Source organism: Hungatella sp. L36 (assembly GCF_014288035.1).
On record NZ_JACOPC010000011.1, the window covers coordinates 146,942 to 162,324 of the forward strand.

Below are 15,383 nucleotides of genomic sequence, written 5' to 3' on the forward strand. Positions count from 1 at the left end.
TTCCTCCCTTATTGTCCATTCAATATTTCCAGGCAGCTAAATGCCTTGATAAATTCTTTTCTTCCGTATCCTTCAAATTCTACGGTAATCATCGTGTCATCTTCTTCAACAACTTTGCCGCATCCGTATGTTTCGTGGCGAACCAGTATTTCGGCAGATACAGATTCAATGTTTGGCGTTTTCTCCTCCATTTCCTTCATCTCATCTGCTTTCTCCACATCCTTTTCTTCCATCTTCTCCCCGTTTTCCTTCGCCATCTGTACCTGTCTCCGCAGCTCCTGTAAGTTGGCAGTTCCCGTCTGCCTCTCCGGCTCCTGTCCCTGCACCAGTTCTGACGGAATCATCCGGATATAACGGCTTTCCCCGGCCATCACACCGAAGATGTCGGGATTTGTATACCAGGAAAGCTCCAGATAATTTCTGGCCCGTGTAATTCCCACGAAAAACAGCCGTCTCTCCTCATCTTCCCCGTCTATCCCTTTCGTCCGCAGCGGAATCAGGCCATAATTCATACCAATGATAAAGACATGGGAAAACTCCAGTCCCTTTGAGGCATGGAGTGTCATCATTTTCACGCGGGCCTCCCCGGCGCCGTCCGCCTCAGGAAGCAGTTCCCGAGAAGTTCCATAAAGCGCCGCTGAATTCAAGAATTCCCGAAGCCCTTCCGAAAGCTTAAGGTCTTTTGCATTCATAAATGCAAACATGCGGTCCAGAAAATGCCGGACATTTGCCTTATCGTCCCCATAAGACGCTGCATTGGGTTTCAGTGAACAATCCAGATCAAAATACTCATAAAATGCATTCGTATCCTTTATCTCAGCGCCATTTCGGTCAAACGAAACCATTCTTTCAAAAAGCCCGGGCACCGCAGCTTTTTCTGATCCACTCTCAGAAGCTTCCTTTCGGCCGCATACTCCCGCACAGCCTTCCTCTACCAGTTTTTCCGCCTTCTTCGCAGAAATTCCCACGCCGTATTCCCGGCTGCTCAGAACGAAAACCGCAGCAGCGCGGTCGGCCGGGTCCGCCAGGAACCGCAGAAGCCGCAGGAGCCATTCCAGCACCGGAATTTCATGGATCCCCGTCTTTACGGCCACCTCATATGGAATTCCATTCTTTGAAAATACATCCTCCAGCACCTTAGACTGGCTCTGCAAGCGGTAAAATATGGCGATCTCGTCAAAAGGAATCCCCTGTTTCTGCAGTTCACGGATCCGGTCAGTCAGATAACACGCTTCCTGAAAGGAGTCGTAGTGGTTCTTCACCACAATCTTTTCCCCGCTTCCTCTTATCCCTTCCAGAGCCCCGCCATTCTGCTGAAAACACCGGGCTGCCTCCAGAATCTCGTTGCAGGACCGGTAATTGACCGGGAGTGAAAGCTCTGCCGCCTGATACCGCGTCTTCAAAGTATAAAACAAATGAAACGCGCTCCCGCGCCAGCTGTAGATCACCTGATTGGGATCTCCAACCGCAAACAGCTTCGCTCCCTCTGCCATAAAGCAATCGATAAATTCCAGCTGTTTTCCATCGCAGTCCTGTACTTCGTCAACAATCACCCATTGAATATCCGCAGATCTCTCTTCCTCGCCTTCCTCTTTCGCCATCAGGAGACAGGCATTTTTCATCAGATCCGAAAATGTCATCTTATTTCGCCTGAGTTTTTCCTCCGTGAGAAGCCCTGCCAGGATTTCCAGATCGTCCTGGCTGCCGGCCACTCCGGCATCGCCCGCTGCCGATACGCGCTCCGCTTCCGCCAGCCGCTTTCTCAGCCGGTTCTTGTACTTTATCTTCAGCTTCTTCTCCGCTATCAGCGCATGGGCCAGCTCCAGTTCCTCATCCGGCTCCATCACCATGAAGTCCTTCGTATATCCCAGGGTCTCCACCGGGAGCCTTTTTTTCAGGAGTCCCAGAGCCACGCCATGAAACGTCCCAAAGTTTTCCGTCTCCTCCGGCGTCACTGACGGGTCCGCACGCACAAGCCGCTCCCGTATTTCAGAAGCCGCCTTGTTTGTGAATGTAAGCACCACCATATCCCGGTAACTCACATGCTTCACCTCATGGAGATAGAGAATCTTCGCAGTCAGCACCGTCGTTTTTCCGCTCCCCACATTCGCACTCACGAGGCAGGCTTTATTTTCATCGGTGACCGCTTCCCTCTGATAGGGGTTCAGCCTCTCCCATTCTCTTTCCCAGTCCACCTAATTCTCCTTTTTCTTAAGCTTATTAAACCTCTGCTCAAGCTTTTTCCGCATATCGCTGTTATCTCCGCTTCTGTCCCCGCCGTTTTCACCACAGCCATCGTCCCTGTTCTCTCTGTTTTCCTCTTTTTTCCGAACCTCCACCTCCAGTTCAAATCCTTTCGGTGCGTCCGTATAATAGGAAATCAGATTATTAAGGGCCTTTCGGTTTGTCTCCTCCATGATCCACTCCCGGTAAAATGGCTGATCCGTAATCAGAGCGAGTCTCCTCCCCTCCGTCCTGACCGCATTCACCGTATTTAAGAAGGACGCAAACGGTTCCCCGTTTTTCAGCAGCATGGCGGTAAATGCCTTCCACTGCGCTTCCAGCTCGTCAAACCGAAATGGCTTCTGTATAAATGTCGATGGGCCGTACGGCGCCATTTTCACATGTTTCGGCACTTCAGACTCCTCCAGCATATTCCTAAGCCCCCACAGAACCATACTTTTATCGAGATGGTAGTCACCGACACAGGCGGCGCAGCCGTCCTCGCAGGGACAGCCGCTCACCATGGCGATACCATTTTCTATAATCTCCGGAATCAGCTCGTACGCTTTCTCAGCATATCCAAGACCGCCCGTATACTGATCGTAGAGAAAGAGATATACGGACTCCTCAACGCTTTTTTCTGCATAAACGGCGTTAGTGCTGACAGTCGTGCCGATGTCCTCCTGCTCCGTCATCGTTACCAGGCGCGCTGCGTTTCGAATGGCGCAGCACAGCCCCTCAAAATGATTGTTTCGGATCATCTGCCCGTTTGGACTCTCCTGCAGCAGACGGCGGTAGGCCGTTACCACATTACCCGGGAGCTTCAGCCAGACGCTCTCCGTTTCAAATTCTCTGGATAACGAAGGGTTAATCTGTTCATACCCCAGATTCTGATGATTATGAAACTGCAGCTTGCGGTACAGGGAAACCTGCGCGTTGACATTTACATCACCGAACACCGCATCTATTCGTTTCCATGGCTTCTCTTTCCTGCCGTGAATGATCGTGATATCCGTATTTCCCATGGGCGTCGTATAGTAATTTCCATTAAACGGCACGGCACGGGCTGTCCTTGTCTCCAGATCCAGCGTCACCACCTGGTACTGAACGCCGCCGTGTAAATAGACGGCTCCGGGGTGAATCTCGCGGAACGCCTGCATCTCGTCCATCTCCGTGATCTCTTTTCCGCTGTCCTTTAAGAGCAGCTTGTACCGGTTGGGGTCAATATTGCGCAGGCTGTAATCTCCGGCCGGGAAGGAACCGCCCGACCACACGAATTTGCCGTTCTGTCCGGTCAGCTCCTTTGCCCGCATCAGGACCGGAATCGTCTCGCCCAGATCCGGAAAGACAGAGGCATCATCCAACGTCAGGGGAATCTCCGCCGCAGCCGCCCTGATGTGGGAAAGTTCGATTAAAAGGTTGTTCTTGTCTACGACGGCGCTCTCACTGCTGTTTTCGAACAGCCATCCCGGGTTCGTTCCGATGTACTGATCGAAAGGCTGGCTGTCAAGAATCAGATAATTGGTGCACGCCCGGCCGCTTCTTCCGGCCCGGCCCGTCTGCTGCCAAAAGGAAGCCCTCGTTCCCGGATATCCGGCCAGCACGGTAGCATCAATCTTACCAATATCGATACCAAGCTCCAGCGCATTGGTTGACACCAGCCCGCACAGCGCTCCTGTCACCATCTTGTGCTCGATCTCCTTACGCTCCGCAGGCGTGTAACCGCCCCGGTAACCGGATATTTTATCTGCCTGGGACGCACTGGCCGGACTTTCCGCTTCGAGACGGTCCCTCGCCTCTTTTAGAATTACCTCCACATTTCTTCGGGAGCGGGCAAATGCGATAAAATTCTTTCTCTGTTCCACCAGCTCCGGGATCAGCTCCGCCGCCACCGCCGTGGCCTGCACCTGTCCATAGTACTTTTTATCGTGCCCCAGAATCTTCGGAGGCTTTATCAGAAGGTAGGTCCGCTCTGCCGCAGGAGAGCCATCCCGCTCGATCCGCACGAATTTTCTTCCGCAGATCTCCTCCGCCAGTTCGACGGGATTGGCAATGGTGGCCGAACTGCACAGAAAGACCGGTGATGAACCGTAATAGCGGCACACCCGGTGAAGCCGGCGGAATACATTGGCCAGATGGGACCCAAACACGCCTCTGTAGGTGTGAAGCTCATCAATGACGACAAACTTCAGATTTGTAAAAATAAAATCGAATCCGAATTTACTGTGATTCGGCAAAAATGCCCCATTCACCATCTCCGGGTTGGTCAGAATAATATTCGCCTCTTTCCGGATCCGGCTCCTCTCGCCCGCGGGTGTGTCGCCGTCGTAAACTCCCGCCGAAATCCGGCTCTTTCCGAAATATTCAATGAATGGCTGGATCGCGCGGTACTGATCACTGGCCAGCGCCTTCGTCGGATAGATGAAGACCGCACGCGCCAGCGGATTCCTTAAAATCTCCTCGATAACAGGAAGCAGAAAGCCCAGCGTCTTTCCGCTGGCCGTAGATGTGGTAATCACCACGTTCTCCCGTTTCAACGACCTTAAAAACATCTCCGCCTGATGGATATAAAGCCCTCTCACCCCGTTTTTCTGCAGATATTCCCGCAGTTCCTCCGGAAGCTCCGCCGGGAAGCCGGCATAACGGGCACTCCGCTCCGGCATGGTTCTTCTGTAAATAATCAGATCATTGATATCCATAGTTATCTTCCTCCTGCATTACCTAAAGACCATTATAACGCAAGAACGGATGTTTGGCATCATTTTTCTTATCGGATATTTTATCCTGACACTCGGTTGACACATCACGCCAGGAATGCTATGATGGGCGTAGTCACTTCAAAATGTCCAGTCTATGTTACAAGGAGGTGAAACAATGGACGGCAACCCTCGAAGTCGTAAAAACGTCTTCAAAATCTCATATTACAACATGAACCGCGTAGGTACCATGGGATACGACCGGCCGTCTATTGTGCTTTTATAGGAATAGATGGAACTGTCGTTTCTTTTGCGCCGCCTTTCGGGGTGGTTTTTTTTGTGTAACAGGAAAAGCCTTCCGGGCAGGGTGCGCGCTCCACGTTAGGGAAATATGGCCGCTGGCACTGCCGCGTTCCGGCGCGGGAATCCGGCTGGCCGGATTCTATGTTGTTTTATGGGAACTCTATTATGGAAAGGAGTAATTCCCAATGAAACTCAATCAGAACATTTTCAGATTCAGAAAAAGAAACTCTCAGATTCAGCAGAAACAAAATGAAAGCGAAAAACTTCTTCGTAACTTTGCATTTCTTGATTTAAAAGACTTGTTTGACCATTTTTCCGTCTCCGGCTCAGGGCTGACTGCAAAGCAGGCGGAGCAGCTTCAGGAGGAGTATGGAAAAAATATCATTACAACCGGTCAGAGCAATACCACGCTTCACCGTCTGGTAAACGCGGTTGTCAATCCCTTCAATATTGTGCTGCTTATCATCGCCGTTATCACACTGTTTACAGATGTCATTTACTCCCAGCACCCGGATTACGTTACGGTATGCATTATCCTGTTTTTGGTAATCGTCTCCAGCCTGGTCGCATTTATCCAGGGAGAACGCTCCAACTCGGCGGCGGAAAAGCTTTCGAAGATGATTTCCAACAAGGCCGACGTCCTGCGTGATGGCGTGCAGACGGAAATTCCCATCGAAGACGTCGTTCCCGGAGATATGGTACGGCTTTCCGCCGGCGATATGATTCCGGCCGATATTCGCTTTGTTTTCACGAAAGATGCATTTGTCGCTCAAGGCTCCCTTACCGGGGAATCGAATCCGGTAGAAAAATATGCGGATATCCGTTCAGACAGGGAAGACGCGCTGACCGACCTTCAAAACATCGGTTTTATGGGTACCAACATGGTAAGCGGCAGTGCAACCGGCATCGTCCTGGCCACAAACAACGAAACCTATTTTGGCTCCATGGCGAAATCCCTGTCCGGAGACCGGGCAAAAAACAGTTTTGAACGGGGCGTTGATTCTGTCAGCAGCCTTTTAATCCGGCTCATGCTGGTCATGGTGCCAGTCGTACTGCTCATTAACGGCTTTACAAAGGGGGATTGGGGCGACGCGCTTCTGTTCTCCATCACGATCGCCGTAGGCCTGACCCCGGAGATGCTGCCGGTCATCATGACCTCCACGCTGGCAAAAGGGGCTGTTCTCATGTCAAAGCATCAGGTTATCGTCAAAACCCTGGGAGCTATACAGACCTTTGGCGAAATGGATGTACTCTGCACCGACAAAACCGGCACCTTAACGGAAGACAGAATTATTCTGGAAAAATACATGAACGTAGTGGGGGATGACGATAACCGGACCCTGCGTCACGCATTTCTCAACAGCTATTTCCAGACGGGCCTTAAAAATCTGCTTGATCTGGCCATCATAAACCGGGCTCATGAAAACGGCATTGAAGCCATCTTAAACAGCTACACCCGGTTGGATGAGATCCCCTTTGATTTCTCCCGGCGCAGGATGAGCGTACTCCTGGAAGACCAGAACGGCAAGCAGCAGCTGGTAACCAAGGGAGCCGTGGAGGAGATGCTGGCAATCTGCACCTACGCAGAATGGAACGGCAAAATCCTTAAGCTGGATGAAACACTTTTACAGAAGGTTCGGGCTGTTTACGAACAGCACAACAGGGACGGACTCCGGATGATTGCGGTGGCGCAGAAAAATGATGTGGCAGGCGGGGAATTAAGCGTGGACGATGAGCGGGACCTGGTACTGATTGGTTTCGTAGGTTTTCTGGACCCGCCCAAGGAAAGTGCAAAGGCGGCAGTCACCGCCCTGGATAGCCACGGCGTGAGGACTGTTGTTCTGACAGGCGACAGTGAAGGAGTTGCGGTCAAAGTATGCAGTAAGGTGGGCGTGGAGACTTCCTGCTATCTCACGGGAAAAGAAGTGGAGGCCATGGATGATGCCGCACTGTCAGAGTCTGTGGAACGCTGCAGTATTTTTGCGAAGCTGTCCCCTTCCCAAAAAGAGCGGGTAGTGAAAGCACTTCAGACCAATGGACACACGGTCGGTTATATGGGTGACGGAATTAATGATGCCCCGCCGCTTCACCAGGCGGACGTAGGTATTTCCGTGGACACCGCTGTAGATATTGCGAAGGAAACCGCGGATATTATCCTGTTGAAGAAAGACCTGATGGTATTGGAGAAAGGCGTGGTGGCCGGCCGGCGGACCTTTGGGAATATCGTCAAATACATTAAAATGGCGGCTTCCGGCAATTTCGGAAATATGATATCGGTGATTGTCGCCTCCCTGTTCCTCCCCTTCCTTCCCATGCTGCCAGTTCAAATACTGACCCAAAACCTGCTTTGTGATTTTTCACAGATGGGGATTCCGTTTGACAACGTAGATCCGGAATACTTACAAAAGCCGCGGAAATGGGAAACCCGGTCCATCAAATCCTTCATGGCCTTTATGGGGCCGCTGAGCTCTGTCTTCGACATCCTCTGTTTTGCGGTCATGTGGTGGATCATCAAAGCAAATACGCCGGCTATGGCCCCGCTGTTTCAGTGCGGCTGGTTCGTTTTCGGCACCGTATCCCAGGTCCTGGTCATTCACATGATCCGCAGCGGGAAAGTACCATTTGTACAGAGCATGGCCGCAAAGCCGCTGCTCCTTTCAACCACGATCGTCGCCCTGGCAGCCGTTCTGGTTGGATTCTCCGCTCTGGCCTCCGGCCTGGATATGGCTCCCCTGCCGCTTGGATTCCTGCCATGGCTGGTACTTCTTCTTGCAGGCTACTGTCTGTCAACGCAGTTTTTTAAAGCAATTTATATTCGGAGGTTTGGGGAGTGGCTGTAAGATGGCCCCTCCCGCCACGAAAGGATATCCAAATGAATGAAATTTACGAAATTCTGGATCTAATCAAAATAAGGCCTGCAATGTATATCGGGGATCACAGCATTACAGCCCTGTACAGCTTCCTAAACGGGTATTCCATGGCTCTTAACCGGCTGTCTATCGAGGATCATACCGACACCTTGCTGCCGCTGCCGTTTTGGTTTTTTCATGAGTACGCCGCACGCCAATACGGCTATTATGAATCGACCTCCGGCTGGAGAAATATGATATTGGACCAAACCAACCACGATGAGAGCCAGGGGCTGGATGCGTTTTTTGTCATGTATGAACAGTTCAAATCCTTAAAAATAGTCCGTTACATGTATGCCGTGCTGGATATAAAGCACCAGCAGTTTTATGAAAAAGAGCCCCTATATCCCGATCCGGTAAAAGTTCATCTTGTAGAATTGGCGCCAGGGTATTTGCTGCTGATAGAAACAAAGGAGAAATACGTCCTGATCAACTCTCTCTATCCGAATAAACAGGCGCCTCTGGACTATGCGGAACAATGTTTTGGCTCTATTACAAAGTGGAAATGCGAAGATATTGGGAATCTGGTATTTGATAAGGAATTCGTATTTTAAAGCGGAATTCACGGCCGGGAACTCTATCGGCTAATGGCAGCATCAAAACTATATAATCAAAAATAAAGAAGGAGGGCAAGCTGGTAAACCGCTTACGCCCTCCTTCCTTCGTTTATTCATATGAAGCTCCTGCACCGTATTAAGCCGTATACTTCACAAACTGAATCCCTTCCACCTCTTCCAGAAACTGAAGCACTGCCTCCCGGCTCTTATGTTCCGTATTCTTTAAGCTGATCACCGCCTTCTGGAAGCCTTTTCTCTTCTTTTCAATCTGCACCTCGCCGATCACCAGGCCGGCAGGTGAAAATTCCCGGACCAGATCCGTCATTTTAACCGTGTCGTCCAGTTCCACATACACGCTGAGCCAAACGTCATCAAATATCAGATGGTACTCCAGTTTCTTCAGTTGTGTCATAATGAGCGACACGGCCAGGGTGGCAATGATCCCGGCCTCATAGAAACCAATCCCAATGCTCAGACCAATACACGCAGCAGTCCACAGGCCTGCTGCCGTTGTCAGCCCCTTAATCTTTGTCTTGCCCGAGATAATGATGCTCCCGGCGCCCAGGAAACCGATTCCGCTGACCACCTGTGCGCCCAGCCGCGCAGGATCACCGGTCTGGAAATGATAGTACATATACTGTCCGGTCAGCATGACCATGGCCGCGCCCATGCAGACCAGCATGTACGTCCGCATTCCGGCCGGCTGATGTGCTTTGCCCCTCTCAATTCCGATTACACCGCCGCAGACCATGGACATCACGATCCGCATGGTGATGGAAGCCAGATTGATGCCTTCCAGATACTCCACTGCCGCTGTCACTGTCTCCATGTATTCCCCTCTCATCCCTGTGCTTTACAACCTGTTCAGACAGATACCCGTTTCACTGATTTTTTCTTTTTGAGTTCCCCCACCAGGAGGGCAGCATCCAGCTCATCAGGCGCTTTTAAAACCGCACTCAGTACGCAGAGGGAATCCTCGTCGGCCAGCTTTATATTCTCCATTTTGCAGCCTGCGTCCTCTATGGTCTTATTAATATAGGAAAAGATATCTTCTTTGTCGCTGTCCTTATACTCGATCTCCAGCTCCCGCTCTTCTCCTGCCTTTCTGGAAAAATATCCCCGTCTCCCTAAAAACACCTCGGAAACCATCACAATAATCGTGGACACAGCGCCCAGCACATACATGCCGCAGCCCATGGCCATACCCACTCCCACCGTGGCCCAGATACCGGCGGAGGTGGTGATTCCGCTCACATTGTTATTGCGGAAAAAGATTATTCCCGAGCCGATAAATCCGACGGCTGTCACGATACCGGCCGCCACCCGGGACGGGTCAAGGCGGACGTATTCGCCGAGAACATCATTGAAGCCATACTTGGAGATGATCATCATGGTCGCGGCCGCAACCGAAATGATGACGTGTGTTCTGACGCCCGCCGTCTTCTTCCGGCTCTGCCGTTCATAACCGATCAGCCCGCCGCAGACAGCCGCTCCGAGGAGCCGGGCTACAAAAATCCATTGTTCCATTATAAATTCATTCAACTAATCCGCCTCCTGAAAAACAGGAATACCGCATGATATCTTTCATGCGGCGCCCTGTAATGATCTCTTTTTTTGCCTGTTGATTTCTTTTTTTACCTTCTGCTCTTATTCTTACCCTATTGATCTCTTCCTCATCCCTTCGCCACTCTCTTCTCAAACCGTCTCTGCTTCCATCTTCTGATGCGTTCCATTCCATCTCCCTGGCCAAAATACAGTGCGACAGAAGAGAGAATCATCAGAACGACCGTGTATACAAAGCCCATGGCCCTGGCATCGATGGATGCCGACTCATCCGAAGCGGCCTTCACGACGATGCCGAGAGGCTGGAACAGCGGATGGTAAAGGAATACAGACAGATCGTAGTCCGATAACATCCCGTTGAAATTCAGGATGATGATGGACATAATCGCCGGGAAAATAACCGGAAGAATTACTTTTATCATCGTATAGAGCGTACCCGCACCCATACATTTCGCCGCTTCTTCCAGATCATTGTCGATGCTGAAGAACGCCGCCTTCACCATCCGGTAAGAGAACGGCAGTTTGACGACCGTATAGCCCACAAGCATCAGAACCAGCGTTCCTACCATAACATAGTTAAACAGGATCGGCTGCCGCTCCCCGTAGGTCGTGGTCAGTCCCAGCGCGATCAGGGTTGCCGGAAGAAGCCACGGAATCAGCATGCCCCACTCGAAAAATACGTCGTATTTATGCTTTGCCGTGCGCACAAACCGGGCGCAGATCACGGCCATCAGTACAGCCAGAACCGCAGCCAGCAGGGAGTATACAATACTGACGATGTACGGCTTGATCGCCTCTGCGCTCGTAAACAGCTTCTGGTAATTCGCCAGAGTGAACGAATTCAGAGTCAGATTGCCCGTCTTAATAGTCAGTGAATCACAGAACGAATATACGATAACCAGGATAATCGGTATCACATAGATGGCAAACATGGCGTAAGCGACCACATGGGCTGCCACGTTGAATACCGGATTGCTGATCTTCTGCTTCTTTAGCTTTGCCTTCGTCTTCGACACGGATATGTAGTTTCCGCCCTTTTCAATCCTGCTGAACACTGCCAGCAGAATCATCGTGGCAATTCCTAAAAGAACCGCAAGAAATGCCGCAACCTCCCTGGAAAAGCTGGATTTTGCAAATGTGATAATCATGGGGTTGATGGTCTGGAAATTCTCTCCGCCGACAATCAGAGGTGCCGACATGGCTCCCAGACCGGTAAGGAACGTCAGGATGGTGATGGCAAAAAACGTAGGCTTTAACACCGGCATGACGATCTGGAAGAAGATTCTGCTTCCGGACGCCCCCATATTTTTCGCCGCCTCAATGGTATGGTAATCCAGTCCGTGAATTGCATTCTTTAAAAACATCATATGATTCTGTGTACAGGAAAATGTCATAACGAACACGACTGCCCCATATCCCACAAACCAGTTCGGATTCATGCCCGGAAATACTGACACCAAAAGCTTTGTCAGCAGTCCGTTGGCCCCGTAGACGTATTTATAGCCGGATACCAGCACGACTCCGCCGTAGATCAGCGAGCTCATATATGCAAGTTTTAATACCCTGGCGCCCTTGATATCCCAGTATTCCGTCAGAAGAACGCTGAGCGTCCCCACGATGTTGACCGTAACCACCAGGGTGAACGCCAGAATGAAGCTGTTCACAAGACTCTTCATGGCTCTGGCGGAGCCGAAGACCTTTCCGAACACTTCCGTGGAAAACTGTCCATTTTTATAGAAGACACTGACCAGCAGGTTTAAGTTCGGGTAGATGACAAATGCAACAATGGCCCATACAATGACAATCTTTAAAATCAGGGTCTGTATACTGAAAGACTTACTCTTGCTTCTCTGTTTCATACAAACTCCCTCCTTTTAAAATTGCATGATATCCCTGGGATTCATATAGATATCCAGTTCCTGGCCGATTTCCATGAACGGCTGTCCGTCATTAACGTGGATCACGCGGATCTCACATCCCATGACTTCAACGCGGTATTTTGTCATGACTCCGTTATAATCGTAATCCCGGATCACTCCATGCATCTTCGCATAGCCTGGAATTTCCTTTAAACTGATTCTCTCCAAACGCACATAGCCGCTCTTATTCCCATCCAGCGCATGGCCGGTCTGGGTCTCGACCTCGCTTAAGACGGCAGCGTTCAGCCGGTTAATTTCACCGATAAAATCGCAGACAAATTCCGACCCGGAATGGTTATAGATGTTGTAAGGCTTATCCACCTGCTCCACAAATCCATTGTTAAACACGGCAATCCGGTCGGACAGGGTAAGGGCCTCCTCCTGATCGTGGGTAACGTATAGGGTAGTGATCCCCAGGTTCTTCTGCAGCTTTTTAAGTTCGCTCCGAAGGCCCACTCTCAGCTTGGCATCCAGGTTGGAAAGCGGCTCGTCGAGGCACAGAATCTTCGGTTCCAGAACGATCGCCCTGGCTAACGCCACTCTCTGCTGCTGCCCGCCGGATAATTCGGATACATTTCTCACCAGCTGCTCTGACTTGATCTCGATGACCTTCGCCACATCCTTGACCTTCCGGTCGATTTCCGCCGCTGAAAGCTTCTTCACCTTCAGGCCAAAAGCCAGGTTCTCATAGACGGTCATCGTCGGAAACAGGGCGTAGCTCTGAAATACCATCCCGATATTTCTTTTCTCTACCGGAGTGTGGGTAACATCCTTTCCATCGATCAGGATCTGTCCGGCACTGGGTTCGAGGAAGCCCACGAGAGCCCTCAGTGTCGTTGTCTTGCCACAGCCCGACGGCCCCAGAAATGTAAAGAACTCCCCATCGCCAACCGTTAAATTCAAATCCTTGATGGCTACAAAATCCCCGTATTTAATCTCAATATTTTTAAACTCAATCATCCTTTTCCTCTCCTTACAAAGAGGCGGTATCATTTATATTCATAAACCATACCGCCGTCCGTAACCTACTGTAAGAACTCAAGCTCACATTTTTCAACCCACTGATCTATGTTTGCTGCTACAAATCCCCAATCCATATCCTGCGGATGTACCTGATCCATAAATTCCTTGATATCGGCCGGTGCTTCCTCCACTGCCTTAGGCTGGCACGGAATGGTGCCGAACTGTTTCATCCACTCTGCCTGAACATCAGCGGAACCGAACCAGTTGGCGAAATCTACGGCAAGATCGCGCTTCTTGGAACCTGTAATCATGGCCACCTGCTCGGTTACGTATGGAACGCCAACTTCCGGAACCATGATCTGGAACTTATAATCTCTCTCTGTCTGATTCTGAAGAACGCCGCTTCCCCACATCTCTGTGATCGGAACTGTACCGGAGATCGCATTTCCTACGTAGTCCTCTCCCTGTACTTCCATGTGGCCGTTCTGAATCCAGCTTTTCACGAAATCCCATCCTTCATCGGAAATGCCGTACTCCCCATTATCATCTCTGTACCGAACAAGCAGGCTGGCAAGAATGGTCTTACCGGTGCCGCCGCCGAAGTTTAAGATGGTGTATTTATCCTTCCACTCCGGATTTACCAGGTCGGTGTAGTCCTTTGGCGGATTCTGGAGATCGGCGTTCATCATATTGACAAGCGGCTGGATCACGATCGGATAATAGTATCCGTCCTTGTCGCCCAGTGTCATATCCACATCGCCGGCCCAGGAAGGCTCCCATTGATCCAGTACGCTCTCCGCTTTCAGTTTCTCGTACTCAATGGAGTTCAGTCCAAATACCATATCTGCCTGCGGATTGTTCTTCTCCGCGATAATTCTGTTCGCCAGATCGCCGCCCTGAATCTGTACCACCTCTACATTATATCCGGCTGTTCCCGCCTGTTCCTTCAGCCATGCATCTCTGCCGTTGGAACCGGAGTTTGTGTAAATAATCAGCTTCTGGCTCTTGTCCACGTCTCCGCCGGCCGCTGCCTTATCTCCCGCAGCCTCAGTATCTCCTGCCGCTTCTGTTTTCGCAGCTTCCTCCGTCTTGGCGGCTGTCGTGTCCGTCGTCGTATTCTTTGTTCCTGATCCGCAGGCTGCCAGTGACAGTACCATAGCTGCAGATAATCCGAGTGCCGCAAATTTCTTTAAGTTCTTCATAATTCTCCTCCTACTTTTCATTTGATTTATTTGATATGTATCCCTTTAACAACGCCGGCCAATCAGTTTGGATAATCTCGAATCCCAAGTCTATCAGCTTTCCCCATGTCTCATCAAAACCAATCTTAATGGCATTATTATCATCTAACAGCCCGGAGAGAATGATCTCATCATTTAAGGTAATCGCATTCACCCAGGGAGCGATCCCCGCTTTTTTCAAACGACCCATGAATTCCGGGCTTAAGAATTCACTGTCCAGATCGGTAAAGATAAGCTCCGCCGCGGCCACATTGATATCGTACTTCTGAATGATATCCCATTCCTCCGGGCTCTTCATGATCGGCATATACATGATGCCGGTGCCGCTCTCTTCCAGTTCCTTTAAGAGTTCCTCCTCCACACCGGACTTTAAAAGAATCTGGTCCTTCATATCCATGCGGTCTAAAAGGTCGATGATCTCCTTCCAGTAAAACCAGGACCTGTCAATGTTGATCAGGCACTTTCCGCGAAAATGCTCCAGCACGTCTTCTAAATGTTCCAGCTTCTGTCCGCATACCTGCCGTAAGGAATTCAGCGTAAAGAGCTTCTCCACTTCCTCCGATGACATGGTTCGGATATCACGGTCAATTCCCAGCTCAAGAGGCTCTTCCCCATTATGGAATGCGTAAAATACTTTGTCCGTAGTCATGGACGCATCCACCTCGATCATATCCGCTCCATGAAGCAGTGCGTTCTTATATGCCAGACAGGTATTCTGCACCACGTTCCCGCCGCACGTACCGCGATGAGCCGCAATCAAAATCCGGTTCTTATCGACGAGTTCTCTGATTGACTGATTCTTTGTGTACATTTTCCGTACCTCCTTGTCTCTATATCTATTTTATACACTATTTATTGGAACGTGTCAATATTATTTCCAAATTATTTTGTTTATTTTACATAGTTATAACATAGATTTTACATTTTTTTGTGCATTTTATTATGTTACCTTTTGTTTTTCGCAGTTAAAAACCCCATTTTATTTGGCACGTTCAAATTAATACATCTG

General features: G+C 50.2%; 10 protein-coding genes. 2 read left to right on the forward strand and 8 right to left on the reverse strand.

What is annotated here, in order from left to right; genetic code table 11:
• Window positions 1-8: 8 nt before the first annotated feature.
• Together H8S80_RS23040 and H8S80_RS23045 are read right to left on the reverse strand one after the other, a co-directional pair.
• Window positions 9-2,195: an ATP-dependent helicase gene (locus H8S80_RS23040; RefSeq protein ID WP_117632289.1), complete on the reverse strand. Its 2,187-nt coding sequence runs from the start codon at window positions 2,193-2,195 to the stop codon at window positions 9-11.
• Window positions 2,196-4,922 (reverse strand): DEAD/DEAH box helicase, encoded by a 2,727-nt coding sequence (locus H8S80_RS23045; RefSeq protein WP_117632288.1) that lies wholly within the window; start codon window positions 4,920-4,922, stop codon window positions 2,196-2,198.
• 485 nt (window positions 4,923-5,407) lie between these two features.
• Between H8S80_RS23045 and mgtA the strand changes: the two genes are divergently transcribed.
• Complete coding sequence (gene mgtA, locus H8S80_RS23050; RefSeq protein WP_117632287.1) at window positions 5,408-8,062, forward strand: magnesium-translocating P-type ATPase; 2,655 nt, start codon at window positions 5,408-5,410, stop codon at window positions 8,060-8,062.
• Window positions 8,063-8,094: 32 nt separating this feature from the next.
• Entirely contained in the window at window positions 8,095-8,685 is a 591-nt protein-coding gene (locus tag H8S80_RS23055; RefSeq protein WP_025530695.1) for a hypothetical protein, read from the forward strand.
• 139 nt (window positions 8,686-8,824) lie between these two features.
• Here the strand turns inward: H8S80_RS23055 and H8S80_RS23060 are convergent, their stop codons facing one another.
• The 6 genes from H8S80_RS23060 to H8S80_RS23085 form a co-directional block, all read right to left on the reverse strand.
• Window positions 8,825-9,517, reverse strand: a complete 693-nt coding sequence (locus H8S80_RS23060) for an MgtC/SapB family protein (RefSeq protein WP_002602737.1) — start codon at window positions 9,515-9,517, stop codon at window positions 8,825-8,827.
• A gap of 35 nt (window positions 9,518-9,552) precedes the next feature.
• Window positions 9,553-10,230: an MgtC/SapB family protein gene (locus tag H8S80_RS23065; RefSeq protein ID WP_002602736.1), complete on the reverse strand. Its 678-nt coding sequence runs from the start codon at window positions 10,228-10,230 to the stop codon at window positions 9,553-9,555.
• A gap of 131 nt (window positions 10,231-10,361) precedes the next feature.
• Window positions 10,362-12,110, reverse strand: a complete 1,749-nt coding sequence (locus tag H8S80_RS23070; protein ID WP_117502381.1) for an ABC transporter permease — start codon at window positions 12,108-12,110, stop codon at window positions 10,362-10,364.
• A gap of 15 nt (window positions 12,111-12,125) precedes the next feature.
• A complete protein-coding gene (locus H8S80_RS23075; RefSeq protein ID WP_002602734.1) occupies window positions 12,126-13,130 on the reverse strand; it encodes an ABC transporter ATP-binding protein in 1,005 nt (334 codons plus the stop codon).
• Window positions 13,131-13,195: 65 nt separating this feature from the next.
• Window positions 13,196-14,335, reverse strand: a complete 1,140-nt coding sequence (locus tag H8S80_RS23080; RefSeq protein ID WP_117632286.1) for an extracellular solute-binding protein — start codon at window positions 14,333-14,335, stop codon at window positions 13,196-13,198.
• 10 nt (window positions 14,336-14,345) lie between these two features.
• The gene (locus H8S80_RS23085; protein WP_002602732.1) at window positions 14,346-15,185 is read right to left on the reverse strand and encodes a glycerophosphodiester phosphodiesterase family protein; all 840 of its coding nucleotides are present in this window, start codon (window positions 15,183-15,185) and stop codon (window positions 14,346-14,348) included.
• Window positions 15,186-15,383 lie beyond the last annotated feature (198 nt).

Excerpts from the sequence above, each read along its gene's own strand:
- H8S80_RS23045 (WP_117632288.1), bottom strand. The coding sequence starts at position 4,922 with ATGGATATCAATGATCTGATTATTTACAGAAGAACCATGCCGGAGCGG.
- mgtA (WP_117632287.1), top strand. The coding sequence starts at position 5,408 with ATGAAACTCAATCAGAACATTTTCAGATTCAGAAAAAGAAACTCTCAG.
- H8S80_RS23055 (WP_025530695.1), top strand. The coding sequence starts at position 8,095 with ATGAATGAAATTTACGAAATTCTGGATCTAATCAAAATAAGGCCTGCA.
- H8S80_RS23060 (WP_002602737.1), bottom strand. The coding sequence starts at position 9,517 with ATGGAGACAGTGACAGCGGCAGTGGAGTATCTGGAAGGCATCAATCTG.
- H8S80_RS23070 (WP_117502381.1), bottom strand. The coding sequence starts at position 12,110 with ATGAAACAGAGAAGCAAGAGTAAGTCTTTCAGTATACAGACCCTGATT.
- H8S80_RS23075 (WP_002602734.1), bottom strand. The coding sequence starts at position 13,130 with ATGATTGAGTTTAAAAATATTGAGATTAAATACGGGGATTTTGTAGCC.
- H8S80_RS23080 (WP_117632286.1), bottom strand. The coding sequence starts at position 14,335 with ATGAAGAACTTAAAGAAATTTGCGGCACTCGGATTATCTGCAGCTATG.
- H8S80_RS23085 (WP_002602732.1), bottom strand. The coding sequence starts at position 15,185 with ATGTACACAAAGAATCAGTCAATCAGAGAACTCGTCGATAAGAACCGG.